General features: G+C 63.9%; 24 protein-coding genes and 2 pseudogenes. 9 read left to right on the forward strand and 17 right to left on the reverse strand.

Features of this window, described 5'->3' with window-relative positions; all coding sequences use genetic code 11:
• The 3 genes from AC1DRE_RS19830 to AC1DRE_RS19840 form a co-directional block, all read right to left on the reverse strand.
• The coding region (locus AC1DRE_RS19830) for a phosphoglycerate dehydrogenase (protein ID WP_476986214.1) at positions 1–935 on the reverse strand (935 nt) is incomplete at its 3' end.
• A 116-nt stretch (positions 936–1051) separates the two neighbouring features.
• Positions 1052–2425 (reverse strand): cation:dicarboxylate symporter family transporter, encoded by a 1374-nt coding sequence (locus AC1DRE_RS19835; protein ID WP_476986215.1) that lies wholly within the window; start codon positions 2423–2425, stop codon positions 1052–1054.
• A gap of 93 nt (positions 2426–2518) precedes the next feature.
• Positions 2519–3685, reverse strand: coding sequence for a mandelate racemase/muconate lactonizing enzyme family protein (locus tag AC1DRE_RS19840; RefSeq protein ID WP_476986216.1), 1167 nt, complete (start codon positions 3683–3685; stop codon positions 2519–2521).
• Between the two features lie 235 nt (positions 3686–3920).
• Between AC1DRE_RS19840 and AC1DRE_RS19845 the strand changes: the two genes are divergently transcribed.
• Positions 3921–4622 (forward strand): GntR family transcriptional regulator, encoded by a 702-nt coding sequence (locus tag AC1DRE_RS19845; protein WP_476986217.1) that lies wholly within the window; start codon positions 3921–3923, stop codon positions 4620–4622.
• Positions 4623–5606: 984 nt separating this feature from the next.
• On the opposite strand, the gene AC1DRE_RS19850 is transcribed toward AC1DRE_RS19845, so the two are convergent.
• The 4 genes and pseudogenes from AC1DRE_RS19850 to AC1DRE_RS19865 all read right to left on the reverse strand — a co-directional run bounded on the left by AC1DRE_RS19850 (position 5607) and on the right by AC1DRE_RS19865 (position 9525).
• Entirely contained in the window at positions 5607–5861 is a 255-nt protein-coding gene (locus AC1DRE_RS19850) for a hypothetical protein (protein ID WP_476986218.1), read from the reverse strand.
• Between the two features lie 248 nt (positions 5862–6109).
• A pseudogene (locus tag AC1DRE_RS19855) lies at positions 6110–6516 on the reverse strand (SDR family NAD(P)-dependent oxidoreductase); the annotation flags it as partial.
• A gap of 52 nt (positions 6517–6568) precedes the next feature.
• Positions 6569–7030, reverse strand: coding sequence for a hypothetical protein (locus AC1DRE_RS19860; RefSeq protein WP_476986219.1), 462 nt, complete (start codon positions 7028–7030; stop codon positions 6569–6571).
• Positions 7027–9525 carry a molybdopterin oxidoreductase family protein gene (locus AC1DRE_RS19865; protein WP_476986220.1) on the reverse strand — a complete coding sequence of 833 codons (2499 nt, stop codon included), beginning with the start codon at positions 9523–9525 and terminating at the stop codon, positions 7027–7029. The genes AC1DRE_RS19860 and AC1DRE_RS19865 overlap by 4 nt, the downstream gene beginning before the upstream one ends.
• 449 nt (positions 9526–9974) lie before the next feature.
• Between AC1DRE_RS19865 and AC1DRE_RS19870 the strand changes: the two genes are divergently transcribed.
• Together AC1DRE_RS19870 and AC1DRE_RS19875 are read left to right on the forward strand one after the other, a co-directional pair.
• A complete protein-coding gene (locus AC1DRE_RS19870) occupies positions 9975–10121 on the forward strand; it encodes a lmo0937 family membrane protein (protein ID WP_476986221.1) in 147 nt (48 codons plus the stop codon).
• Between the two features lie 40 nt (positions 10122–10161).
• Positions 10162–10416: a nuclear transport factor 2-like protein gene (locus AC1DRE_RS19875; RefSeq protein WP_476986222.1), complete on the forward strand. Its 255-nt coding sequence runs from the start codon at positions 10162–10164 to the stop codon at positions 10414–10416.
• A gap of 266 nt (positions 10417–10682) precedes the next feature.
• Here AC1DRE_RS19875 and AC1DRE_RS19880 read toward each other — a convergent pair whose 3' ends face one another.
• From AC1DRE_RS19880 to AC1DRE_RS19915, 8 genes are all read right to left on the reverse strand, one after another.
• Positions 10683–11528, reverse strand: a complete 846-nt coding sequence (locus tag AC1DRE_RS19880; protein WP_476986223.1) for a fumarylacetoacetate hydrolase family protein — start codon at positions 11526–11528, stop codon at positions 10683–10685.
• 2 nt (positions 11529–11530) lie between these two features.
• Positions 11531–12316: a 2-keto-4-pentenoate hydratase gene (locus tag AC1DRE_RS19885; protein ID WP_476986224.1), complete on the reverse strand. Its 786-nt coding sequence runs from the start codon at positions 12314–12316 to the stop codon at positions 11531–11533.
• Between the two features lie 95 nt (positions 12317–12411).
• The gene (locus AC1DRE_RS19890; protein WP_476986225.1) at positions 12412–13992 is read right to left on the reverse strand and encodes an aldehyde dehydrogenase (NADP(+)); all 1581 of its coding nucleotides are present in this window, start codon (positions 13990–13992) and stop codon (positions 12412–12414) included.
• A gap of 46 nt (positions 13993–14038) precedes the next feature.
• Positions 14039–14455 (reverse strand): ester cyclase, encoded by a 417-nt coding sequence (locus AC1DRE_RS19895; RefSeq protein WP_476986226.1) that lies wholly within the window; start codon positions 14453–14455, stop codon positions 14039–14041.
• Complete coding sequence (locus tag AC1DRE_RS19900) at positions 14452–15057, reverse strand: flavin reductase family protein (RefSeq protein ID WP_476986227.1); 606 nt, start codon at positions 15055–15057, stop codon at positions 14452–14454. Before AC1DRE_RS19900 ends, AC1DRE_RS19895 begins: the two co-directional genes overlap by 4 nt.
• A 31-nt stretch (positions 15058–15088) precedes the next feature.
• A complete protein-coding gene (locus AC1DRE_RS19905; protein ID WP_476986228.1) occupies positions 15089–15604 on the reverse strand; it encodes a flavin reductase family protein in 516 nt (171 codons plus the stop codon).
• Positions 15601–16902, reverse strand: coding sequence for a flavin monoamine oxidase family protein (locus AC1DRE_RS19910; protein ID WP_476986229.1), 1302 nt, complete (start codon positions 16900–16902; stop codon positions 15601–15603). Before AC1DRE_RS19910 ends, AC1DRE_RS19905 begins: the two co-directional genes overlap by 4 nt.
• A 42-nt stretch (positions 16903–16944) precedes the next feature.
• A complete protein-coding gene (locus AC1DRE_RS19915; RefSeq protein ID WP_476986230.1) occupies positions 16945–18342 on the reverse strand; it encodes an LLM class flavin-dependent oxidoreductase in 1398 nt (465 codons plus the stop codon).
• A 300-nt stretch (positions 18343–18642) separates the two neighbouring features.
• Here AC1DRE_RS19915 and AC1DRE_RS19920 point away from each other — a divergent pair, with 300 nt between their 5' ends.
• The 4 genes and pseudogenes from AC1DRE_RS19920 to AC1DRE_RS19935 all read left to right on the forward strand — a co-directional run bounded on the left by AC1DRE_RS19920 (position 18643) and on the right by AC1DRE_RS19935 (position 22357).
• A complete protein-coding gene (locus AC1DRE_RS19920) occupies positions 18643–20004 on the forward strand; it encodes an MFS transporter (protein WP_476986231.1) in 1362 nt (453 codons plus the stop codon).
• A gap of 96 nt (positions 20005–20100) precedes the next feature.
• Entirely contained in the window at positions 20101–20907 is an 807-nt protein-coding gene (locus AC1DRE_RS19925; RefSeq protein WP_476986232.1) for an HpcH/HpaI aldolase family protein, read from the forward strand.
• Between the two features lie 127 nt (positions 20908–21034).
• Positions 21035–21413, forward strand: a pseudogene (locus AC1DRE_RS19930) (zinc-binding dehydrogenase); the annotation flags it as partial.
• A gap of 107 nt (positions 21414–21520) precedes the next feature.
• Positions 21521–22357, forward strand: coding sequence for an IclR family transcriptional regulator (locus AC1DRE_RS19935; protein ID WP_476986233.1), 837 nt, complete (start codon positions 21521–21523; stop codon positions 22355–22357).
• Positions 22358–22419: 62 nt separating this feature from the next.
• Here the strand turns inward: AC1DRE_RS19935 and AC1DRE_RS19940 are convergent, their stop codons facing one another.
• On the reverse strand, positions 22420–22665 hold the full coding sequence (locus AC1DRE_RS19940; protein WP_476986234.1) for a hypothetical protein: 246 nt from the start codon (positions 22663–22665) through the stop codon (positions 22420–22422).
• Complete coding sequence (locus AC1DRE_RS19945) at positions 22662–22874, reverse strand: hypothetical protein (RefSeq protein WP_476986235.1); 213 nt, start codon at positions 22872–22874, stop codon at positions 22662–22664. Before AC1DRE_RS19945 ends, AC1DRE_RS19940 begins: the two co-directional genes overlap by 4 nt.
• 93 nt (positions 22875–22967) lie before the next feature.
• Here AC1DRE_RS19945 and AC1DRE_RS19950 point away from each other — a divergent pair, with 93 nt between their 5' ends.
• Entirely contained in the window at positions 22968–23231 is a 264-nt protein-coding gene (locus AC1DRE_RS19950) for a hypothetical protein (protein ID WP_476986236.1), read from the forward strand.
• Between the two features lie 142 nt (positions 23232–23373).
• Positions 23374–23637, forward strand: coding sequence for a hypothetical protein (locus tag AC1DRE_RS19955; protein ID WP_476986237.1), 264 nt, complete (start codon positions 23374–23376; stop codon positions 23635–23637).
• Positions 23638–23775 lie beyond the last annotated feature (138 nt).

Here is a 23775-nt window from a genome sequence, read left to right on the forward strand (position 1 = left end):
ACCGGGTGTGCCGGTTCGCGGTTTTCGAGGACGTCGATGACGGCGTGCGCGGCTGCCAAGCCGGCCCGTGTCCGGGCTTCGGTCGTTTGTCCGGCGAGGTGGGAGGTGATGAGCACGTTGTCCAGTCCCCGAAGGGGGCTGTCGCCTGGCAGGGGTTCGATCGCGAGCACGTCCAGCGCGGCGCCGGCGATGGTGCCGTCGGACAGAGCCTTGGCCAGAGCCCTTTCATCGACGAGTGAGCCGCGGGCCGTGTTAATGAGGACTGCGGTGGGCTTCATCGCTTGCAGCCGGGGCGCGTTAATGAGTTTGCCGGCGCCGTGGCCTCCGCGGGTGTGCAGCGAGAGGTAGTCGGCGTCGCGGATGACGGTGTCGAGATCGGCGAACCGGACCGCGTTGTTATCGGAGTCGGGGTGGGTGGTGCTGACCAGGACGGTCATGCCAAGGGCGACCCCCAGGGTTGCGGTGGCGCGTCCGCTGGGGCCGTAGCCGATGATGCCCAGGGTGGCACCGCGTAGTTCGTGGCCGGCGTCCCGGGGCCAGTGGCCCTGGCGGACGGCGGTGGTGACCTCGCCGAGGCGGCGTGCGGCCATGAGGATCAGCCCGATGGTGAGTTCAGCAACGGAGTGGTGGTTTGTTCCGGGGGCGTTGCAGACCCTGATTCCTTGTGCGGCCGCGGCCTGGACGTCGATGGAGTCGTACCCCACGCCGCTGCGGGCGATGACTTGCAGGGAGGCGGCGGTGAGCATGTCGGCGGTGACCGGTTCGCTGGCGAGGATCGCGCCGGAGATGCCTTCGAACAACGAGCGGCGTTCCTGCAGGGTCCGTGGCCCCCGCGACGGCGAGTAGACAGGTTCCAGCCCGCGTTCGCGCAGGAGCTGGTCAACTTTATCTCCGGGGTGGAGGTAGTCGGTGGTGATCAGGATGCGTGTGACCATGGTGCGGGTAGGTTCCTCTTGGCGTCGGTGGGGTTGCGCTGCCGTCAGCGGCTGTGGGTTCACGGTTCACGCGGTCAGGGCCGCCGCGTTGTGCGGCAGCCCTGACTGGTGCGGAGTTAGTGGACGTCGACCTTGTCCGCTTCCACGGTGGCCGGTGTCTTTGCCTCGATTTCGTTCTTCTTCTGGCCATGGGCGTGCAGGGCCTTGCGGGCCTGTTCCGGGTCGTAATCCTTCTCCCACTTGCCGACGACGACGGCTGCCATCACGTTGCCCAGGACGTTGATGAACACCCGGCCTTCGTTCAGGAGCCGGTCGATGCCGACAATAAGGGCGAGAGCGGCCAGCGGGATTCCGCCCACTGAGCTCAGAGTGCTGGCCAGGACAATGAACGCGCCGCCGGCAATTCCAGCGGTGCCCTTGCTGGTGAGCATCATGACGCCGACCATGACGAGCTGCTGTTCCCAGGAGAGGTCCATGCCGACGGCCTGGGCCAGGAACACTGAAGCCATGGTCAGGTAGACGGCGGATCCGTCGAGGTTGAAGGAGAACCCGGACGGGATCACGATGCCGACGGTGGACTTGCCGACGCCCATGGCTTCGAGCTTCTTGATCAGCTGCGGAAGGACCGCTTCGCTGGAGCAGGTGCTCAGGGCGATTAGCAGTTCTGCCTTGAAGTAGCGCATCACTGTGAAGATGTTCAGTCCGCAGGTACGGGCGATAATGCCCAGGACCACGAGGACGTAGAGGATGCAGGTCGCGGTGAACAGCAGGACGAGGTAACCCAGTTGCTGCAGACTCTGGGTGCCGTAGTTGGCCACCACGGCCGCCAGCGCACCGAACGTGCCGATCGGGGCAAGTCGCATGACCCAGGTGACGATCTTGAAGATCACCGTGGACAGGGCCTGGATGCCCTTGGTCAGGAAGGCACCGGCTTCGCCGGAGACGTTCATGGCGGCACCGAAGATGATGGAGACCATCAGCGCGGCGATGATGGTGTGGCCGGTTAGGGCACCGAACAGCGATTCGGGAATGATGTTGCTGACGAACTCAAGGCCGTCGAAGCCCTTGTTGGCGGCCGCCGGAACCTTGCTGGAGTCCAGCTGTGACGGATCGATGTTCATGCCCTCGCCGGGGCGGAAGACATTGGCCACGACCAGTCCGATCAGCATCGACACCAGTGACAGGGCCAGGAAGTAGCCCAGCGCCTTCACACCGATACGGCCGGCCTTTCGCAGGCTGTCCATCGAAGCGATGCCAAGGGATACGACGCAGAACACCACGGGAATGACGATCATCTTCACCAGGGCGATGAACCAGTCGCTGAGCGGTGTGAGCTGTTTACCGACGGAGGGCAGGAGCAGGCCGACGGCGATGCCCAGGACTGCACCCAGGACAACTTGGAACCAGAGTTCCCGGATCAGCCGGCCGAACCGGGATCGCTGCTGGGGCGGGGCGGAATGTTGCGGGTTCTGCATGGTGTGGGACGACATCTTGGGTGCTCCTTTGCACGACAGACAGGGAAAATTGGGGAGGTGCGGTCCCGGGCAGTGATGCTGCCCGGGACCGGGGCACTACCGGATTGGTTAGTTGTGGAGTGCGCGCAGGACCTTGTAGAACTCGGCCTTGCCTTCGAGCCCGATGCCCGGCAGGTCGCCCGGGGCCACTCGGCTGTTGACGATGACAGCGTCGTCGGTGAAGCCACCAGTGGGCTGGAACTCACCCGGGTAGGACTCGTTGCCGCCAAGCTTGAGGGCTGCGGCGATATGCAGGGAGAACTGGTGTCCGCCGTGAGGGATGCAGCGGCGTGAGGACCAGCCATGCTGGACGAGCATGTCCTGGATCCGGCGGTATTCGGTCAGGCCGTAGCTCAGGGCCGGGTCAACCTGGATGAAGTCGCGGTCCGGGCGCATCCCGCCGTAGCGGACCAGGTTCCGTGCATCCTGAAGGGAGAACAGGTTCTCTCCGGTGGCGATCGGGTTTTTGTAGTGCTCGGAGAGGGTCGCGTTCAGGGCGTAGTCCAGCGGGTCGCCGACTTCCTCGTACCAGAAGAGCCCGTACTGGTCGATGGCTTTGCCGTACGCCAGTGCGGTCTCCAGGTCGAACTTGCCGTTGACGTCCACCATCAGGCGGGAAGCGTCGCCGTCGAGGACCTCGATCACGGCTTCAATGCGGCGAAGGTCTTCGGCCAGGTCGGCGCCGCCGATCTTCATCTTGACCACGTTGTAGCCCTTGGCGAGGAAACCGCGCATTTCGTTCTGCAGGTCTTCGAGGCTCTTGCCCGGGGCGTAGTAGCCGCCGGCGGCGTAGACGAACACGTCCTTGTCCGGGTTTCCGTCACCGTAGTGATCCGAGATCCACCGGTAAAGCGGGACGCCGGCGATCTTCGCGGCGAGATCGTGCAGGGCCATGTCGGCCACGCCGATGGCGACCGAGCGTTCGCCGTGTCCGCCGGGCTTCTCGTTGGACATCATCAGGTCCCACGCCTTCTCCGGCGAGAGCTGGCCGTCCTCATCGAGAAGGTCCTCGGACGGGGCATCCATGAGGCGCGGAAGAATGCGGTCTTTCAGGATGCCCGTGGCGTTGTAGCGGCCGTTGGAGTTGAATCCGTAGCCAACCAGAGGCTTTCCGTCGACGAACACATCACTGACCAGCGCGATGATCGTGCAGTCCATCTTGGTGAAGTCAATGAAGGCGTTCCGGATCGAGGAACTGATGGGAATGGTGCCGACATGGGCGGAAACGATTTTCATCTTTGAATCTCTCTTTAATGGTTATCTTATTTCTTATAAGACTGGGATCAAAGCTAATCCGAGGCGGCGAGTGGCGTAAGCCTTCGTGCGAATATCTTATAAGACCTTGCCTCAACAGTAGCCGGGGGTGATGGGGAGTACAAGTCTTCCGTGGGATTTTCTTATAAGATGTTTCGAGGGCAGTACACTGTAAGCAACCAGGGCCACAACCCCGACGAGGGACTCGGAGCAGCAGATGAGCACCACGAACGTCTTTTCCAGTAAGGGCAGTCTGGCGTACAGCGAACTACGCCAGCTGATCCTCTCCGGTGGCCTTGCGCCGGGCTCGCGCGTCTCCCAGTACGAGCTGGCCGACAACATGCAAATGAGCATCACCCCACTGCGGGAAGCGATCCGCCGACTCTCAAGCGAGGGCCTGATCATCATGGACACCCACCGGGACTCCCGCGTGGCTGACGTCAGTGCTTCGGAGGCCCGCGAGCTGCTGGAGGTCCGCCTCTCGCTGGAGCCGTCGGCGACCGAGCTGGCAGCTTCCCGCCGGACTGACGCTGACATCGCTGCAATGCGCTCAGCAGCCGAGAAGCTCCTGCCTGTCACCCGGGTCTGGGGCGAGGACGCGATCACGGTGCACCGGGAATTCCATCGGGCCGTCTATGCCGCCTCCCACAATGCCACCATGATCAAGCTCCTGGATGACCTGTGGGACAAGTCTGACCGCTACCGCCGCCTTGGCCTGGAACTTCCTTCCGGCGATGAGCCCCGGACTCTCGACCTGAATCAGCACCACCAGATTCTAGAACTTGTAGCCTCCGGCGATGGTCCCGGCGCGGCCGAACTCGCACGGACCCACATCGCCAACAGCCTCACGGCCTCAGTCACCGGAGCCCTGGAAGAACGCGAAAACGTCCGGCCAGCAACCCTGGAGAAACCCGCCTAGTACCCGGTGGCGGCTTCCCTCCGACTGTCAGAACCGGCCGCTGCCGTCGCCCCATCGGCTGGCTCAATGCGAAGGACCCCCAAATGCTTTCTGGCGTCCGGCCAAGGAAGGTTCGACAGGTACGCAGTTCAGTGGCTGATGAGGTCTGAAGCAGACGCGGTACAACCGGCATTTGATCTCCTCGAGAAGGTGCCTCTAACGATGTCTCGCTCGACGCCACTGCCCGGTTGATTGCCTTGCATCTCGTCAGGCGCTAGCCACCGGGTCTGCGGGCTTGCCGGTTTGGCGGTTTCCCGGCCCCGTCATGTGTGTCTTCGTCGCGCGGGTAATGAGATGACTGAAGAGGAAGGTGACGGTGACTGTGGAGGTCCGTGAAGCTGACGAAGGGGCTGGACGGGCGTCCTGCTCTTTTGTGGCGTCCCGTCGTTCTCGGAATCTGAGGCCGCGGAAGTTCTTGCAGCTGAGCAGAATCTGTCAGGACAAAGAAGAACCGCATCCCTCGTTACGGGGTGCGGTCGGTGTCAGCGGTCTGTGCCTGGCGCCCCGGTGGTCTCTGAAGATGTGTGAGGGGTGGGGGGTGCCTGGCTGGTGGCCGCTCCGCCTGCTGGAATCTAGGGTTACGGGTCGTCCCTTCTTGCTGTTTCCGGTGGCCAACTGTTGGCTGTCATTCGTTCATGACCAAGAGTTGTGGTGACGATATGACCAAGGCGAATTTCCTTCGAGGATCTTCCTCGGATGGCTGCCTTCTGCGAACCAGGCCGACCAGGGCATCCAGCAACCGCAACGTCAAGCTCCGTGACGTCCCGGCATCTGTCATCGCCTCGATCTGCGGCGAAGCGGACATCCCGCCCTAATTCACGGAGTGACCGCAACGTCGGGAACGGGTCAGACTCGACGGGCAACGCATCGGATGACTGGTCCGACGACGTAGTTCGGGGACTGGGCTATACCCGGCAGCGGGTTTGTGCTGGTCGACGGAAGTGGTCAGGCAGTTGCCGGGTAGCTGGCCAGGATGTAATCCGCCGCCACGGGTCCTATCATCCGTCGCCGGCTGGTGCGCAGATCGATGCCGCGGCGCTCCATAGCGTCCCGGAAGGCGGTATCGCCCACGGGGCTGATGTTGTGAAGCAGGCACCAGCTTGTGTACAGGCCGTAGAGACAGTCCGGCCCCAGAGGGCAGTGTGTTTCATCCGGAACAGTGGCATCGAGGAGGAATCGTTCAAAGTGCGAGGTGGCCATTTCGGGCTCTTTTCCGCGGGTGCATCATTGTGCCACCGTTCGGCTACAGCGGCTCTCTTTGCCGCCGTGCACCCGGCGACAAAGGGTCCCCACCCGCGAGGGTGAACAGGACTGTTCCGAATTTACAAAGTTCAGGCGCATCTGTCCAGAGCACGGCCAGCGCACCAGATGCGCGCTCCAGACTTAGCTGGTGGGCGCAGGCCGGACAGGTTCACTATTCCTCGTCCCGTCGAGGTCCTTGCAGAACTGAGGATGTCGATACCACCCAATTCACGCAACGCGCGGTCTCTACCAGGGGCCGGCACATGGCGGCGTCCTTCAGGTCGCCCGGTGCCCGGACGGCTTTGCGGCCGGCCTTTTCGATCAGTCCGGCAATCCGGGCCGAGTCCTCTTCCTCCTCGGGCAGATAGGACAGCACGACGTCGGCTCCCTCGCGGGCGAAGGCGACGGCCGTGGCAGCCCCGATGCCCGACTCTGCACCGGTGACGATCGCTATTCGTCCCTCAAGGCGTCCCGTGCCGCGGTAGCTGTCGTCACCCAAGTCGGCTTTGGGCTCCGGCTCGGTGTCGAGGCCGGGTTCGGGCTGGTGCTGTTTGGGTGGTTCGATGTGCTCGTAAGCGGTGACAGGGTACCGGAAGGTGTACTGGTCGGTCATGGTGCTCCTCTGCGCGGTGGGATCAAAAGCCCTTACTGCTGTATTCGGCGCGTTAGGATGCCGCGATGAGCGCCTGGGGGGCAGCCTGCTTCATCCGTGTCTGGAGCCAGCGCAGCTGGCTTGACGTTTGTGCGTCGCAGTGCTGAACGACGGCAAGCAGCTCGTCGTCGCGCAAGGCGGATGCGGCCTGCCTAATCATGGTCCAGGTGTTGTCCACGAGGCTGGCCAGGAGGTACAGGTCCTGAAGGTCCCGCAGGAGGCCCACCGGTCCGCCGCGTGTGGTGGACAGGCCATCGGCGTGCAGCCGTTCGGGTTCGTTGTCGGTGGTCACTTCGCCGTATCGCTGTGTGATCGGCTCCAGGAGGTCCCGGTGGTGGTCGCACTGGCTCGCCAAGGTGTGGCAGAGGAAGTGAATATCTGGTTCGGCGCCGTGACCCTCGGCCACTTGGCGGAAGGATTCGGCCAGTGTCTTTTCGGCCTGGCGGAGCATGCCCAGATAGATGTTGAAGTTCATGGGTGACTCTCCTTGCCGTTTGTCGTGGCATCGAGGAACTTGCCCGGCTCCCGAGGGAAGGTCTCGGCGGCTTCCCCGTCCGGGCCCGCTGCTGTTGGCGGGACGTTCGGGGCGCCGGAGTGGTCGGCAGGCTTGGACGCTGTGGTTGTCGGCGCCGGCGCGGCGCCGGTACCGTCCGCGATCTTCTGCACTTTTACAGCCGCGTTTTTGAACATCGGCTGCTTGGACACGGGATCCCATTCGGTCAGGGTCAGTTCGTTGGCTGCTGTCGGGTGCTGGCCGGGACTGCCGCCGGTGTCCCAGTATCCGTAGTGGAACGGAGCGAAGACGGTGCCGGGCCGGATCCCGCTGACCTGGGCGGGGACTTCGATCAGGCCACGCCGGGAGGATACCCGCACCAGGTCGCCTTCGGTGATTCCGAGCCGGTCCGCATCGACGGCTGCCAGTTCCACCCACGGCCCGGGCGCGGCCGCGGAGAGTTGCCGGGACCTGCCGGTCTTAGTGCGGGTGTGGAAGTGATAGGCGGTGCGGCCAGTGGTGTAGCGGAACGGGAATTCCCCGTCGGGTTCCTCGTGCGGGGGATGGTACCCGGCGGTCTTGAGGAACGCCCGGCCGTCCGGGGCCTGGGCACGGAAGGCCTGCTCGCCGACTGTGGCCCCGGTCAGCAGATCGTGGCCATAGTCTTCGCAGTAGTCAGGGTCTGTGGGGAACACACCGTCCTCGTATAGCCGTGTCCTGCCGTCCGGGTTGTCCTCATTGCAGGGCCAGGGGATTCCGCTGCCGCCGCGCAGTCGCCCGTAACTGATGCCCGTGTAGTCGCAGGGCCTGCCGCGCGAGCAGGCTTTCCACGCTTCAAACGCGTCCTCCGGCCCGCTCCAGGGCAACAGCGGTGTGCCGTCCCGGCTGGTGAATCCCATCCGGCGGGCATAATCGAGAAAGATGTCGAGATCGCTGCGGGCGTCCCCGGGCGGATCGACAGCCTGGTCCGAGAGATGGACGGTGCGGCTCGCGTTAGTGAACGTCCCGGTTTTCTCACCCCAGCCCGCCGCCGGGAGGACCACATCGGCGTACTGTGCTGTTTCGGTCAGGTACAGGTCCTGGACCACGAGGAAAAGCTCCTGTTTGGAAAGAATGTCCCGGATCCTAGGAAGTTCCGGCATGGACACTGCCGGGTTGGTCGCCGAGATCCACAGCAACCCGATGGATCCCTGCTCTGCGTACCGGAAGATCTGCATTGCATGGGTCGGCGGTGCCCAATGCGGGATGATGGCCGGGTCCACGTTCCAGAGTTCGGCAAGTTGCTCAACGTGTTGTGGGTTCTCCCAGTTCCGGAACCCCGGCAGGTCGCCGTCGGCGCCGCACTCCCTGTTGTTCTGTGCCGTCGGCTGCCCATTCATTTGCAGGATCCCGCAGCCCGGCCGGCCCAGCATTCCGCGCAGCAGGTGCAGGTTGTTGACTTGGCAGGAGGCTGCTGTTGCCTGCGAGGACTGGTAAAAGCCCTGAAGGACCGTGGACAGGACCCTGCCTGAGGTTCCAAAGATCCGGGCCGCTTCCTTAATGTCAGCGGCCCTGACATCACAGACGACCGCGGCGGCTTCGGCCGTCCAGGGTGCCACTGTCTCGCGCAGGGCCTCGAACCCAAGGGTGTGGTTCTGAACGTAGCCGGGATCGTCCCAGTGGTGGTCGAGGATTTCGTGGATTAGGGCGTTCATCAGGGCGAGGTTGGTTCCGGGGCGGAGGGCGAGGTGAACGTCCGCGTGGCGAGCGACATTAGTGTCCCGGGGGTCGATGCAGACCAGCTTCGGCCGGTCCGGGCCGGCCAAACGGTCCAGAATCCTCGACCACAGCACCGTCTGGGTTTCGGCCATGTTGTGACCGTAGAGGAAGACGGCGTCGCAGCTATCGATATCCTCGTACGCGCCAGGCTGCCCATCGGCCCCGAAAGTCTCCTTCAGAGCCGCTGCCGCCGTGGCCGTGCACAGGCGTGTGTTGCCGTCCATGTGCGGGGTGCCGATCCCGGCCTTGCCGATGACAGCGAGAGCATAATACTCCTCGAGAAAGAGCTGGCCGCTGGTGTAGAAGCCGTGGCTGAGCGGTCCGCGTTCCCGCAACAATGCGGTGCTGCGCCCGACGATCCGGGTCATGGCAGTGTCCCAGTTGCACTCCACCAGGACCCCGTTTTCGCGGATCAACGGCCGCGTCAAACGATCCCGATGGGAAACGCCCTGCCAACTGGCGAAGAGACCTTTCGGCCCGAGCCGCCCGTGGTTTACCAGGTCACCGGCACGGCCGCGGATGCCAACCATTGCGCCGTCCTTGACCGCGATGTCGCAGGCGCAACCGTTGCTGCACAACACGCACGCTGACTGCACCCACCGGTCAACATCTTCCTCGGCGACGTTTGCGTCCAGCGCCTGATCAACACGGACCGGCCAGAGAGCGTCACGGCCATACACTGTGCGCGTTCCCCAAATATCCGCAATCCTGTCCGACATGGGAACTCCTCCTTCGCTGTGCCATCCAATGCTGCTGCAAGCCTGACATCAGAATTATCAGCACACTTATGATTAGTCCATAGCTTGCGACTCCTGGTTGCGCCCGGCCCGGGCCCTGACCGCCCGAAACGGGTGAATGGATCAGGAACGAGCGCGCTCCGCTACGCGCTCGATAGCTCCGCCCACCCCCGGACCGTCACCTCCTGCACGTACGAGGCACTCTTAGCATATGAGCAGGCAACTTTGCTGTCCCCGGCTGCCACTGCGGCACTCGAGCACGATCCCACGAGTGCCGCCTGCGGTGATTTCCTGACCGGGCCACTCCGCCATCGGGCGAGGTTCCACGTCACCCGACAATAGAAGACCGCCGCCCAGGCTGAAACAACCCGATCCCGACGTATAGTGATAGGCGCCACACGATTTTGGCTTGGCATTTGAAGGAGAATCTCATGCTGCTCTGGATAGCTATCGTCATCGCAGTTCTCTGGCTTCTCGGCCTGCTTGGCAACATCGGCGGCGGGTTAATCCACATACTTTTGGTTATCGCCGTGATCGTCTTGGTCGTCCACTTCATTCGCGGCAGGTCACGCGTTTAAATACGAAACTGTCGCCCGGACGGCGAGGGGAGTCCCGACCGTGAAGGGCAAGGACGTCGTGCTGGCGCAGATGGCCGAGATTGGCGGCAAGGTTGAATCCCTTGCCCACCCATTGATTAACGGCTGGCAGGAAGAAGACGGCGTGGTGGTGTTCGAGGTCGATAGCGCCTGGTGCTTCCTGGACGGGATCGAGTTGACGATCAGGGCGTGCTCGATTTTCACCGTCTCCGATGGCACGTTCACCGATCAGCGCATCTACGTCGACAACAGCCCTATCAACTCCTACCTCAGTTGAGCCGGGCGGGAAGAATTAGCGGCGCCCTGGCGGAGTCTGGGTCCGCCGCTGCACTTCCCAGTCGCCAAGCATGCCCCGTTCGAAACGATCCGAGAGGTTCCCTTCGCAGAAGAGGAAGTTCCCGTCCCAGAAGAGCCAATTGAGTGCAAGGCCCTCAAAGGGATAGGCCCCCAAAAGAGGATAGGAGCGCCGACCGGTCGTCGAAATCGTAGACGCGAGCGGGCAGCCTCAAAGTGTCGGGCAGTCCGCTGTCTATTTGGCGCCCGCTACTGCATTATGTGCCGCATCTCACCGACGCCGCGAACATAGGTGACTAGTTCGTCCTCGGGCTTGAGGAAGCGCTGCGGCACCCGGCCTACACCCACCCCGGGAGGCGTGCCGGTAAAGATCACGTCGCCGGGCAGCAGCGGCGTCACCTGCGAAAGCCGGGCGATGATCTCCGGCACCGGGAACACCATGTCGAGGGTGTTCCCCTTCTGGACTTCCTCACCGTTGATCGAACAGCCCAGTTCGATGCGGTCCGGGTCATCAAACTCATCCGGCGTCACCAGCAGCGGCCCAATGGGTCCAAACCCGGGAAACGACTTTGCCAGGCTGTATTGCGGCGCTGGCCCTGACGACTGCAGCGTGCGCTCTGAGAGGTCCTGTCCCGCGGACAGCCCTGCCACATGCTTCCATGCCTCCTCAACGGGGATGCGGGTTCCGCCGCGGCCGATGACGACGACGAGTTCGACCTCCCAGTCCACGGTGCCGGGCGGGAGAACGATGGTTCCGCGCGGCCCGGTCAGGGAAGTCACGAATTTCGTGAACACCGTCAGGTCATCGGGCACGGCCAGCGCGGCCTCGGCGGCATGCGCCGCGTAGTTCAGCCCGATCGCAAAAACCTGCCGGGGCTGCGGCGCGGGGTTTCCAAAGGACGACGGCGGCACGTCGGCCAGCGGGGTTCCGCTCCATTGCTCCAGCGTGAAGGCAACGCTGCGAAGCTCCTGCCAGCGCTCGTAGCAGTCCTGGATCCGGGGACTGAAATGTCCGCCGGTTTCCAGCGAAACGTCGATGAGGTGGTCGTCCGGCGTGACGAGGTGGAGGCGTCCGGAGATATTGGCCAGGCGCACGATCAGGCCGAAACGTCGAATTCGACGGTGCCCCAGCCTTCGAACGTCCCGGACCAGCGGCCGGCCTCGTTCATCGGAACGGCCTGGAGGCAACTGCCGGGAAGGATGACCTGGCCCGCTTCAAATTCCACGTCGTAGTCGGCAAGGCGGTTGATCAGCCAGGCGACGGCGGCGAGGGGGTTTCCCAGGATGTTGCCGGTGGTCCCGGAGATGACTTCGCGGTGGTTGAAGGTCAGGACTCCGCGGGTGTCGCGCAGGTTCAGGTCGGTGACTTTCCGGGGTGTGCCGCCCAGGATGACGGCGCCGGTGGAGCCGTTGTCTGCCAGGGTGTCCGGCAGGCCGATGGCCCAGTTCTTCACGCGGGAGTCGATGATCTCGATGGCGGGCAGCGCGTAGTCGATGGCGTTGATGACGTCCGCGATGGTGGTGTTCCGTCCGCCCAGGCGGGAGCGGAGCACGAATGCCGGTTCGAGTTCCACGTAGGGTGCGATGAAGTTCTCCCGCTGGAGGGTGGCGCCTTCGAATTCGAAGATGTCTGCAAGCAGGTGGCCGTAGTCCGGCTGGTCCAGTCCGAAGGCGTCCTGCATGACTTTGGCGATGTTGCCGAGCTTGTAGCCGACGAGCCGGTCACCTCCGGCGATGGCGTGTTCTACGTTGATTTTCTGGATCTGGAACGCGGCGTCGGCGTCAAGCGCGGGCCAGGTTTCCGTGGGTGGAGAGACGGGCTGTCCCTGCAGTCGGGCGGTGCGGAGCGTGTCGGCGATGTCTTCAAGAGTGATGGTTGGCATGGGGTCTCTCAATTTCTGCGGTTGGGGTTCCGGCCCCGGGCGACTCGTGCGAGAGGCGTGCCCGGGGCCGGAAGTTGCGGGTTGTGGCGCCGGGCCTAGTGCTGTTCCGGTTTGCCGTCGATGAGGCGGTTGACGTTCCAAGGGTTGGCGTCCTGCAGAGGCGCGGGCCGCAGCTCCTCAGGGAAGTCCTGGTAAGCCACAGGGCGGAGGAATCGTTCAATGGCCAGGGTGCCCACCGACGTCGTTTTTGCATCGGACGTTGCCGGGTAGGGGCCGCCGTGGACCATGGCATGGCCAACTTCGACGCCGGTGGGCCAGCCGTTGATGATGATTCGGCCAACCTTGCGTTCGAGTGCCGGGATGAGCGGAGCGGCTGCGGCGTAGTCTTCCGCGGTGATGTGCAGCGAGGCTGTCAGTTGGCCGTCGAGCTTGGTTGTTGCTGCAATCAGGTCCTCGACGCCCTTGTAGCGGACCACCAGGCTGGCCGCGCCGAAGATTTCCTCGTGCAGGACCGGGTTTTCGGTGAAGACGTCCAATTCGGAACTGAAGACCGCTGGTGCGGGTGCGTTCTCGCCGTGGCCCTTGCGGCCCCTGCCGAGGAGTTCGACGTCGGCAGCGGCCTCGAGGGCGTCGTGGCCGTGGTACCAGGCCGAGGCGATCCCGCCGCTGAGCATGGTCTGCCCGGACAGCGGGGTGATTTCGCCGGTGATCGCGGCCGCGAAGCGGTCGCCCGCTTCGCCGGCGGGAACGAAGACCAGACCCGGGGAGGTGCAGAGCTGCCCGGAACTGCCTGTCACCGAGGCGACGTATTGCCTGGCCAGAGCCTCGACGTCGCCGTCGAGGGCTCCGGGGAAGACGTAGACCGGATTGATCGAGGACATTTCGGCGTAGACCGGGATGGGTTCGGGCCGGGCTGCGGCGGTGCGCATCAGTGCAGTACCGCCGGCACGGGATCCGGTGAAGCCCACGGCCTTGATGGCGGGATCGGCAACCAGGGACTGGCCAATGCTGGCGCCGGAGCCATAGACGAGGGAAAACACGCCCGGATGGAGGCCCAGGTCGCGGGCGGCCTTGGCGATGGCTTGGCCCACGAGTTCAGCGGTGCCGGGGTGGGCGTTGTGGGCTTTGACGACCACGGGGCAGCCCGCGGCAAACGCCGACGCGGTGTCGCCGCCGGCCACGGAGAAGGCCAGCGGGAAGTTGCTGGCGCCGAAGACAGCCACCGGACCCAGCGGAATTTGGCGCTGACGGATGTCGGCCCGGGGGAGCGGTGCCCGGTCCGGCACGGCGGGATCGATGCGTACGCCGCGGAAGTCGCCTTGGCGCACCACGTCGGCGAACAGCCGCAGCTGGCCGACGGTGCGGGCGCGTTCGCCGCGGAGACGGCCCAGGCCGAGGCCGGTTTCGATGGACGCCCGCTCGATGAGTTCCTCGCCGATGGCTTCGATGTTTTCGGCGATAGCGTCAAGGAACCGGGCGTGCTGTTCCGGAGCGAGGGCGCTGAAGGAGTCAAAGGCGTCCGCCGCGGCTTCGGTGGCCGTCCGCAGCTGGTCGTCGCTGATCAGGGTATAGCCCGGTTCCAGCTGCCCGTTGGTCGCGGGGTTGATGCCGTAGGTGGTTCCGCTGTTTCCGGCGGTGGGGTCCCCTGCGATGAGGGAATGTCCGTGAAGTGTCATGATGGCGCCCTCCTGGGCGGTAGAAAGTAGGTCGGAGAGGTTCGGTTCAGGCGTTGCCCGGGCCCAGGTGCCAGATCCCGAGTGCGGAGAGGAGTTCGCGGGGATCCCAGACCACCCATTCCTCGGCCAGCATGTCGCCGTCGAAACGGAGGAAGGATGCGCCGGACACGGCGATGGTGCGGCCGGTGGCGGGTACGTCCATGAACTCGCCCTGATGGGTTCCCTTGGTCTGCCAGTGGATCGCGGCGGTGGCCCCGTCCTCGAGGATGTGCAGGATCTCGGTAGTGGTATCGGGGAAGGCCGCGTGGGTGGCCTCAATGGTCTTCCGCAGCGTGGCATAGTCTTCGCTGCCCGACTTGGACCGGCGGACGTAATCCGGTGCAAGCATCTGTTCGAAGGCGGTCAGGTCGCCGTCGCCCCATGCCCGGTTCCATGCGTCGAGGATGGTCTGCTGGCGGGTCATGATGCGCTCCTTGCCGGTACGGATTCAGCTGGTACGGATTCCTGTGCCGCGGGTGCGGCTGTATTTCTTGCCTGTTCGGCGGCCGGAATCTCGATGGGGAGGTATTGGCCGAACTTGCCGGCCCGGAAGAGCAGCGCCTCGCCGCTTCCTTCTTCCATGTTGGTCACGGCGCCGACCACCATGTAGTGGTCTCCTACAACGACCTCTGCAGTGACCACGCAGTCGATGTAGGCGGTGGCGCCGTCCAGGTGCGGGGTGCCGAGGGATCCCGCGGTGCAGGGCAGGCCTTCGAACTTCTGCGGTCCTTTCCGGGACAGCGACCTGCAGATGCTGATCTGGTCATCGGAGAGGATGTTGGCGGTGAATTTCTGCAGCTTGCGCAGCTTCGGCCAGCTGGAGGAAGACTTGTCCACGCAGAACATGACCAGCGGCGGATCGAGCGAGAGGGACTGGAAGGTGCCCACCACCAGGCCGAGCTTCTCGTCGTCGTCGTTGACGCCGGTGATGGCGGTGACGCCGGTGGGGAGTTTGCCTAGGATCTGGCGGTAGTGGGCGGGTGTGATCTCGGCCAGGACGGTGGTGCTGGCTGGGGTAATATCCATGTCAGTTTCCTTAGATAAGGGGTGTCGAGGCTCAGGCAGCTTCGCGGAAGCTTCCGAAGCGGCCGCCGTGGAAGATGAGCGGGGCGGAGGCCCGCTCAGCGGGTGTCATTTCCAGGACGCTGGCGATGACGACGACGTGATCCCCGGCTGTGAACTGCTGTTCAACCCGGCAGTCGAACCAGGCCAGGGAACCGTGAAGATGCGGGGTGCCCCACTCCGACGCGGACCAGCCAACGGAGCCGAGCTTGTCCTCGCCCTTGGCGGACAGTGCCCGGCAGACCTGCTGCTGGTCCTCGGCGAGCAGGCTGACGCTGAAGGTCCCGGCTTCGGAAATCTTCGGCCAGCTGGTGGAGGAATGCATGACGCTGAACGTCACCAGGGCCGGCTCCATGGACAGGGACGCGAACGTTCCCACGATCATGCCGTTCTGGATGCCGGTCATCGGGTCCGTGGAGCAGACAGCCGCGACACCGGTGGGCAGGTGCCGCATGACGGAACGGTAGCGTTCGGAGTCGATGGGCCGGGGGGCAAGGGCGGTGGCGGTCATGGCTGTTCCTTTAGCTCTGCGTGGACAGTGCGGCCCGCGCGCAGCCCGCTTTCTACGGCGCCGTCGAAGAAGCCGGCCCAGATATTGGCAATGTCACCGCTGGCAAAATGCAATGCGCCCTCGCTGGCTTGCTGCGCGGCGTGGTACTTGGTGAGCTGGCCGGGGCGCTGGATCTGCCAGGTTTCCTCGGCGTAAGGGTCTTCGCCCCACTTGTGACCGGTGACCTCAAGGACTTCCAGGTCGTCGCGCCACACCCGGATGGCTTCCTGCACCTGTTCGATGTCGGTGACGTCGATGCGGTTCGCGTCGGCACCGAAGCCCACCAGCACGGCATCGTCCTCGCCTACGAACTCGGTGCGGATCACCGAGAGGGGCTTGTCCTGGGCGGAGTACGCGAAGAAGGGCTTGATGGGACCCCTGACCCGGATCCACGCCTTGACACCCTGCGACGCGGTCTTTTCCCGGCTGGGTGCCAGCTTGCCTTCGGAGAGGGAGGGTCGGACATCGAGCTTGTGCAGCACGTTTTGCGGGAGGGTAATGACCACTTTCTTGGCCTGGATTTCCAGGCCGTCGCCGTAACTGACCGTGGCTCCGTTGCTGTCGTGGCGGATCGCAGTGACCGGGGTGCTGAGGCGGATGTCCGCGTTGGTGTCCTCGGCAATGGCGGTGACCAGGGTGTCGTTGCCGTCCTTGATGCGGTAAATCGCCGAGGCCTCGTGCATCAGGTGCCAGTGCCCGGAGGAGCCGGAGGTCCAGCGCAGGGCGTTGACGTAGGCGCACTGGTCCAGGGGTGCGTTGAAGTGGCCTACCCAGGCGGCCTCATTGGCGTTGCGCTCGTCCTCGGAGAGGTCCAACTTGTCCAACATCTCCTGCAGGTTGTACTGGTCGGCCTCGGCCAGGTTCTCGACGGTCAGCGGTGCGTCCGGGCGGGGCAGCCACTTCACGGTGTCTTCGAGCAGGCGGGTCATGCCTGGGTCGATCAGTTTCATGAAGTCGTCCAGGTTGCCGCGGCGCACTTCTTTGCCGGCCAGCCAGTAGGTTTCTTCCGACCGCGGGCCGCGGGAGACCTCCAGTCCGTAGCGGGTGACCTCGGCCCAGACGTGCGGCTGGGTCCAGTGCAGCCAGTTGCCCCCGAGCTCCAGTTTCTGGCCCAGGCGGCGCTCGGTCCACAAACGGCCGCCCAGGCGGTCTCGGGCTTCCAGGACGACAACCTTGTGGCCGCGGTTGCCGAGTTCGCGGGCAGTGATGAGGCCGGCCAGGCCGGCGCCGATGACGACGACGTCAGTTTGTTCAGTCATTGAAGGGTCCTTCGTTGATAATTCCGTTGGTGGCTGCAGCGTTTAGCGGGCAACGTCGCTGAGGTGCCTGGCGCGCTGTGCCGTGGCCGGGTGGCCGTCCAGTGTGTATTTCTGGCCGAAGAGCTTTTCGCGCAGCGTGACCGGTTCCTGGTCCTCGCCGCGTGCCGGAGCGACCAGTCCCTGAGCGCGAAGTTCTGGGAGCGCCAGTTCGATGAACTCCTCCCAGCCTCCGGGCTTGGTGATGTAGCTGAGGTTGATCCCGTCGATGTCTGCCTCGTCGCGCCAGCGGCGCAATTCGGCTGCAACGGTTTCCGGTGAGCCAACGATCGTGGAGCCGGTCCCGCCGACGGCGAGGAACTCGGCAATCTGGCGCGGGGTCCAGTCCCGGTCCGGGTCTGCCTTGGAGAACATGTCCACCATGGACTGGCCCGCCTTCGTGCCTACGGAGCGCAAGGGGGTGTCGAGTTCGTACTCGGACATGTCGATGCCGGTCCAGCCGCTGAAGCGGGCCAGGATGCCGTCGATCGGGGCTGTTTCCACGGCCTTGCTGTACTTCGCCTGGGCTTCCTCGTCGGTGGCTGCAACGACGACGGTGAGCAGGATGACGATCTTAATGTCCCGGGGATCACGGCCGGCGTCGGCCACTGCCTGCCGGAGCTTGGCCACCGTGCGCTTGGCGCCTTCCACCGACGTGCTTTGAATGAAGACGGCCTCGGCATGCTTGCCGCCGAATTCCATTCCCCGGGCGGAGGACCCGGCCTGGAACAGGACGGGAGTGCGCTGCGGGGAAGGTTCGCACAGGTGGAATCCGGGTACCGTGAAGTGCTCGCCCGCATGCTCGATGGGGTGCACCTTGGCCGGATCGATGTATGTCGCCGATTCAACATCGTGCACTACGGCGTCCTCTTCAAAGGAGCTTTCCCAAAGCTTGTACACCACGTCCATGTACTCATCGGCAAGGTCATAGCGCTCGGCCGGGGTCAGCTGCTGCTGTTTGCCCAGGTTACGGGCAGCTGCCTCCGAGTAGGACGTCACGATGTTCCAGCCGACGCGGCCGGCGGTCAGGTGGTCCAGTGTGCTGAACTTGCGAGCCAGCAGGTAGGGCGGCTCGTAGGTTGCCGAGACGGTTACCCCGAACGTGAGGTGTTTGGTTACTGCGGCCATGCCGCTGATCAGCACCGTCGGGTCGTTGATCGGAAACTGTGCGGCATCCCGGAGGGCTGCATCGCCGTTGCCGCGGTAGACATCGTGGTAGCCCACGTTGTCGGCGAAGAAGATGCCGTCGAAGCCGGCACTTTCCAGCATCCGGGCAATGCCGGTCCAGTACCGGAGATCGGTGTAGCGGTGGCCCTGGTCACCCTCCGCGCGCCAGGACCCGGAGGTCAGGTGGGCAGGGGCGAAGACGTCAAATGCGAACAGGCTGAGAGGTTCGTTTTTCATGGCAGCGGTGCTTCCTTGGACTCGTGCCGGATAATTCCGTGACTGAAGATGGAAACGTTCAATTTCTGAACACTGCGTTCAATTTAGAATGTTAGCCAGCTCACTGTCAAGAGGTGGATCTTGCGGGAACTTGCTTCGTCGTAACTATTGACACCGGATGTGGCGCATGCCATATTTTTGATCACGACGTTCGAAAGATGAACGAACTGGGCGTGAACAGCCGCCCCTCAATGACCCGGCATCACCAAGCCGGCGCTTGGAAAATTTCCCCAAAAAGCACGATCTACAAGGAAGTCCATCGTGAACACACCTGTTACACCCGCACCGAGGCCCCCAGTGCAGTCATCGGTTCCCCAGGACCCGCAAAAGAAGAAGTTCCTCGTCAAGCTCAGCGGCGTGATCGCCGGCGGCATGTTCATTGACGGCTTTATCCTGGGCGGCATCGGCCTGGTCATGCCGGCCCTGACCGCTGACCTGAGTCTGTCCGCCACCATGCAGGGGCTTATCGGAGCTTCGGCCCTGATCGGCATCTTCTTTGGCGGCCCCATCGGCGGATACCTCGCGGACAAGGTCGGCCGCAAGCCGATGTTCATTGTCGACCTCGCCATCTTCCTTGTTGGTTCCGCAGCCCAGTTCTTTGTGGCGGACGCCTGGCAGCTCTTTGTGATCCGCCTGCTCATGGGCATGGCAATCGGGGCCGACTATGCCATCGGCTGGCCCCTCCTTGTCGAATTTTCGCCGGCCAGGCTGCGAGGCAAACTCATGGCCTTCCAGGAGGTCGCCTGGTACGTGGGCTACCTGCTTTCCTACGCCGTGGGCTACTACATGTCCACCTCAATTCACGCAGACTGGCGCATCATCCTGGGCATGAGCACCGTGCCGTCCCTCATTGTGTTCCTGCTCCGGTTGGGATCGCCCGAATCTCCGCGCTGGCTCATCAGCAAGGGGCGGCGTGAGGAGGCGTTTGCCATCGCCCACCAGTTCATGGAGGACGCGGATGTCCAGGATCTGGAACACGAGAAACCCGAGAAGCCGAATTTCGGCAAGCTCTTCTCTCCGCAGTACCGAAATTCAACCATCTTCGTCTGCATGTACTGGGTCTGCAACGTCACCCCCTACTTCGCCATCGCCACCTTCGCCCCCATCGTCCTCGAAAGCCTGGGGGTTGAAGACGGCCTGGCCGGAGCACTCGTGCTCAATGGCGTCGTGGTGGCCGGCTCGTTGGCCGCGATGTTCCTCATTGAGAAGGTGGGACGCCGCAAGCTGTCCATCCCGCCGATGTGGATCGCCGCCGCCGCACTGGTTGTCATCGGGTTGTTCTCACACATGTCGCCGATGATCATCCTCATCAGCTTCATCGTCTTCTCGTTCTTCAACGCCGTCTCCACGGCCCTGACCGGCGTTTATCCCGGCGAGGTTTTCCCCACGGAAATCCGCGGCGCGGGAGTCGGCTTCGCCACGGCGATTTCGCGGATCGGCGCGGCTGCAGGAACGTTCATCCTTCCTTTGTCCGTCGCTGGTCTGGGCGTCGGAACCACGATGCTGATCGCCGCAGGCATCTGTGTCCTGGGCGCGGTGATCTCCCAGTACCTGGCGCCGGAAACCAAGGGCCTGAGCCTGAGCGACACCTCCGCGCCGCTACTGAAGGCGGCAGCGCAGTAGCTTTCACTTCATGCAGAGAGGCGCCTGGCCGGGCTGATTCCGGCCAGGCGTCCTTCGTAACCGCCAAGCATCGTCGACACCCCTCCGAAGGAAGCCATGAAAATCTACGGCGAAAGCGCCCACTCCACCGGACTCCCCACACCCCGCCTGACCCTTGACGACGGCGGCACCCACCCGGGGGCGTGGGTCAGCTTCCGCGATCCGGCCGTGGTGGATACCCTGGCCGCCGAAGGATTCGACTGGATCTGCATCGACGGCCAGCACGGCGGTCCTGAAACCTCCGGGCTGCAGACCCTGATTGAAGCCGCGCACCTCTTCGACGTGCCGTCGATCGTCCGCGTGCCTGGCCACGAAACGGGTACGCTCGGCAGGGTGCTCGACGCGGGCGCAGGCGGGATCATTTTTCCCACCGTCGAAAACCCCGCGACCGCAGCCACTCTGGTTGCCGCCACCCGCTTCGCTCCCCGCGGCAAGCGCAGTTACGGCCCCACCCGCCGCAGCCCCCGATACCCAAAGCCGGTCCCCGGGAGCCTGCAGGACGACGCCCTGTGCATCCTCATGATCGAAACGGCCGAAGGCCTGGCCAACCTTGATGCCATCCTGGCCACCAGGCCGGACGCCATCTTCGTTGGCCCCTACGACCTCTCCCTCAGCCTTGGAGTTTCACTGGAGGAACTCACCGGCGAAGGCCCGGACGGGATCCTCGCGGACATCGCGCGCCGCTGCACAGCAGCCGGCGTGGTCCCCGGCATCTACACCGGCGAACCCGCCTTGTCCGAAAGGATGATCGTGCTGGGCTTCCGCTTCATGCCCACGGCCTCGGACACCGGCCTGCTGGCCGTCGCAGCACGAGACGCCGTCGACGCCTCCAGGCGCTTGGTTGCTGAAAAGACCATGAACTAACCAGACGTCCAAGGAGGAACCCAGCATGCCCTATGCCATGCACATCCCGCGGGCGGGCGGCCCGGAGGTCTTCGAACGCGTCAACGTCCCCCGCCGGCACCCGGGCCGGGCCAGCTGCTGCGCACGGCCGGGCGACGCCGTCCTGGCCTACGCTGGGGCCGGGGGAGTCGGGCAACTACTGACCCAAATGCTCAAACATCGCGGTGCCACCGTCGTTACCACCACATCAACCCCTGAAAAAGCGGAACTGGCCCGGAATGCCGGAGCTCATCACGTCCTCACGTATCCGGAGGTTCCCGAGGACGTGCGTGAACTGACTGACGGACGGGGCGTCGACGTCGTCGATGACGGCGTAGGCAAGGACACGTTCGAAGGATCACTGGCCGCCCTGCGCATCCGAGGCATTGTTGGTGCTCTTCGGTGGCGCCTCCTGGCAAGTGCCCCCGTTCGACCTGCAGCGGCTCAATGCCCACGGGTCACTGACTGTCACCCGCCCAAGACTGGCGACTGAAACACTCTTGAACGCCCCGTTCGCTTCTTGAGGCATAGGATGGTGGGACATCCAACCGGGGCACCGTGCCCTGGGCAGACGTGAATGGAACCGGGGTTTAGTGTGGCAGCGGAAACAGGCGTGGACGTACAGGCGGCAGCAGACGGCGAGGACGCGGTGCCGGCCGAGGCTGTAGACCTCACCAACAAATCCGTTATCAAGGCCACTGTCCTGCTCAGTGAGCTGGGCCGGCACAGGGGCGGAATCACTGTCACCGAGCTTGCCCAGGCTGTGGGCATGACGCGTCCGACGGCTTTTCGCCTGCTGCTGAGCCTGGAACAAACGGGATTCGTGGACCGCGTGGACAACCGCTATACGCTCGGCTGGGAAATGGCCCGGCTGGGCCGGCTCGCTGACCCCTACACCGGTGCGGTGGCTCGGATCCAGCCCATCCTAGAGGAATACGCGCTCAGGCTTAACGAGACCGTGAGCTTCGCCATGGTGCGGGACACCGTGAACTATGACGTGATTGCCGAAGCTTCGAGTTCCCGGTATCTGAATGTAAAAATGTACGTCGGCGAAACCTACCCGGTGCACGCCAGCGCCACCGGAAAGCTGATGCTTGCGGAAATGAGCGATGAAGACGTGGCTCAGGCACTGCCAAAGAAACTGGAAGCGTTCACTCCGGGCACCATCACCAAGCGCGAAGCCCTCATCCAGGAACTGCACAAAGTCCGGGAGCAGGGCTACGCCATTCTTGACAACGAACTCGAAGAAGGTCTCTTCGTGGTGGCACTTCCGGTCCGGGACGTGGCAGGTGCAGTGGTTGGCATCGTCTCCGTCAACGGACCAGAGCAGCGGCTGAAATCGGAGCGGCTGCCGGACACTATTGAACAGCTGCGCACGGCCAGCAGGGACATCGCCAAGGCGCTGCTCGGTATTAGCCCAGGGGACTCCTGAGCGGATTTTCTGCCCGGCCTGGTGCTGAGCCCCGCCGTTCGCGGTGTTACGGCATCTCCCTACTAGGCTCCAGCCATGGCGAGAAGATGCTCCACGGAGGGATATTTCCAGCGCACGTACTGGACCGGCACTCCTGCCCGATCGGCCACCCGGTTGTGCGTTACTCCCTGCGGTCCCTCGCCCCGGCTCATCTCCCTGACGCATTGTGCGAGTGCAGCGGTCCTGCGCGCATCGCGTTCCCGTAGCATCTCGGCGGGTTCCTTGCGGCGCTTCTGTTTCTGCTTGTGGCGCCAGTAGGGCATCGTCATCCTGCAAAGTCCGGGAAAAGCGTCTGCTCGTAGTCCGGTGGCAGAACGGCGAGTGCAGGTGGCCGCGCGGTTGTTGGCGCGCCGAGCCGGGGCGACAGGTGTCGGAGGCCGGTGTTGGTGGGCTTCTCACGTCTTTTCATGGCCATCATCTCCATTGATGGAGGTCCGAGGACGGACTCATCGGGTATTATTTTGAACGTGGCGTTCATTTAATGAACACTTCTTATTGTGCCCCCTCCTTACGTTTTTTGGCAAGGAGGCGCCGCGTTCCATCTGCCACTCGAGTCGAACGGCCTACGAATATGTACGCAAACCCCAAAACCGCCACGCGTCGCCCGCGCCCGCCGCAGCCTGTGGCTGTCCCGGACTGGTCAAAGTTGTCCAGGGGCGACATCGTGCGGGTGTTCCGCAGGGACGGCAGTATTACTGCCGGCCTCATTGACATGCTCGCGCTGGATCGCAGCGTCCTCTGGATCATCCAGGATGGCGGCCGCGGGCGGGTCATGATCTGCAGCGCCGACAACCCGCGGGTGGTTGTTGCGGCTCCGACCGAAGGTGCCTGCTAGAAAACCCGTTGCGTCCACGGGTGAGCTGTGCCACACTATTTCTACGTTCAGTTCTCGAACGTCACGTTCAAGTTTAGCTCCTAGAAAGATTTGGCTCCGGAACACAGTGGTTCAGAAGCCAGCAGCAGAAAGGAAAGCGACCATGTCGATTTCAATTGGCCACCGCGCCATTTTTACCGCTTTCGGCCATAGCAGCTCCGCGCTGCGTGCCCATACCCCGTCCAAGCAGACGCCGTTGCCGGCCCAGACCGAAGCCCCTGTCTCCTTTGAGGGCGGTGAGCTGAAGTGCTCGCCGTGGGAAGGCCTGTACCTTGAGCAGGCACAGCCGCTCACGGCGAAGGGGAATGAATTAGCCGTGGGCCGCCAGCTGGACGCGTTCCTCGCCAGCCTGATGTACGGCGAATAGGCCATGACCAGTACGGCCCGCACGGTGGGCCGTTCCAGCTGTTCCGCCGCAGCAATGCGTTGATGACCGTCCGCGGGGAGCAAGATGTCGTCAAGGAGTCAGGCGGGGAGTTCCCTTGTCGGACGCTGTAGCCGCGTT

The sequence above is a fragment of the Arthrobacter sp. P4_H3 genome (assembly GCF_056400885.1).

What these genes read in the sequence shown, in the direction of transcription:
- AC1DRE_RS19885 (WP_476986224.1), bottom strand. Translation starts at nt 12,316, where the DNA reads ATGCCAACCATCACTCTTGAAGACATCGCCGACACGCTCCGCACCGCC.
- AC1DRE_RS19910 (WP_476986229.1), bottom strand. Translation starts at nt 16,902, where the DNA reads ATGACTGAACAAACTGACGTCGTCGTCATCGGCGCCGGCCTGGCCGGC.
- AC1DRE_RS19895 (WP_476986226.1), bottom strand. Translation starts at nt 14,455, where the DNA reads ATGACCCGCCAGCAGACCATCCTCGACGCATGGAACCGGGCATGGGGC.
- AC1DRE_RS19835 (WP_476986215.1), bottom strand. Translation starts at nt 2,425, where the DNA reads ATGTCGTCCCACACCATGCAGAACCCGCAACATTCCGCCCCGCCCCAG.
- AC1DRE_RS19955 (WP_476986237.1), top strand. Translation starts at nt 23,374, where the DNA reads ATGTCGATTTCAATTGGCCACCGCGCCATTTTTACCGCTTTCGGCCAT.
- AC1DRE_RS19860 (WP_476986219.1), bottom strand. Translation starts at nt 7,030, where the DNA reads ATGAACTTCAACATCTATCTGGGCATGCTCCGCCAGGCCGAAAAGACA.
- AC1DRE_RS19900 (WP_476986227.1), bottom strand. Translation starts at nt 15,057, where the DNA reads ATGGATATTACCCCAGCCAGCACCACCGTCCTGGCCGAGATCACACCC.
- AC1DRE_RS19915 (WP_476986230.1), bottom strand. Translation starts at nt 18,342, where the DNA reads ATGAAAAACGAACCTCTCAGCCTGTTCGCATTTGACGTCTTCGCCCCT.
- AC1DRE_RS19890 (WP_476986225.1), bottom strand. Translation starts at nt 13,992, where the DNA reads ATGACACTTCACGGACATTCCCTCATCGCAGGGGACCCCACCGCCGGA.
- AC1DRE_RS19940 (WP_476986234.1), bottom strand. Translation starts at nt 22,665, where the DNA reads ATGACGATGCCCTACTGGCGCCACAAGCAGAAACAGAAGCGCCGCAAG.
- AC1DRE_RS19905 (WP_476986228.1), bottom strand. Translation starts at nt 15,604, where the DNA reads ATGACCGCCACCGCCCTTGCCCCCCGGCCCATCGACTCCGAACGCTAC.
- AC1DRE_RS19870 (WP_476986221.1), top strand. Translation starts at nt 9,975, where the DNA reads ATGCTGCTCTGGATAGCTATCGTCATCGCAGTTCTCTGGCTTCTCGGC.
- AC1DRE_RS19840 (WP_476986216.1), bottom strand. Translation starts at nt 3,685, where the DNA reads ATGAAAATCGTTTCCGCCCATGTCGGCACCATTCCCATCAGTTCCTCG.
- AC1DRE_RS19925 (WP_476986232.1), top strand. Translation starts at nt 20,101, where the DNA reads ATGAAAATCTACGGCGAAAGCGCCCACTCCACCGGACTCCCCACACCC.
- AC1DRE_RS19950 (WP_476986236.1), top strand. Translation starts at nt 22,968, where the DNA reads ATGTACGCAAACCCCAAAACCGCCACGCGTCGCCCGCGCCCGCCGCAG.
- AC1DRE_RS19850 (WP_476986218.1), bottom strand. Translation starts at nt 5,861, where the DNA reads ATGGCCACCTCGCACTTTGAACGATTCCTCCTCGATGCCACTGTTCCG.
- AC1DRE_RS19845 (WP_476986217.1), top strand. Translation starts at nt 3,921, where the DNA reads ATGAGCACCACGAACGTCTTTTCCAGTAAGGGCAGTCTGGCGTACAGC.
- AC1DRE_RS19945 (WP_476986235.1), bottom strand. Translation starts at nt 22,874, where the DNA reads ATGAACGCCACGTTCAAAATAATACCCGATGAGTCCGTCCTCGGACCT.
- AC1DRE_RS19865 (WP_476986220.1), bottom strand. Translation starts at nt 9,525, where the DNA reads ATGTCGGACAGGATTGCGGATATTTGGGGAACGCGCACAGTGTATGGC.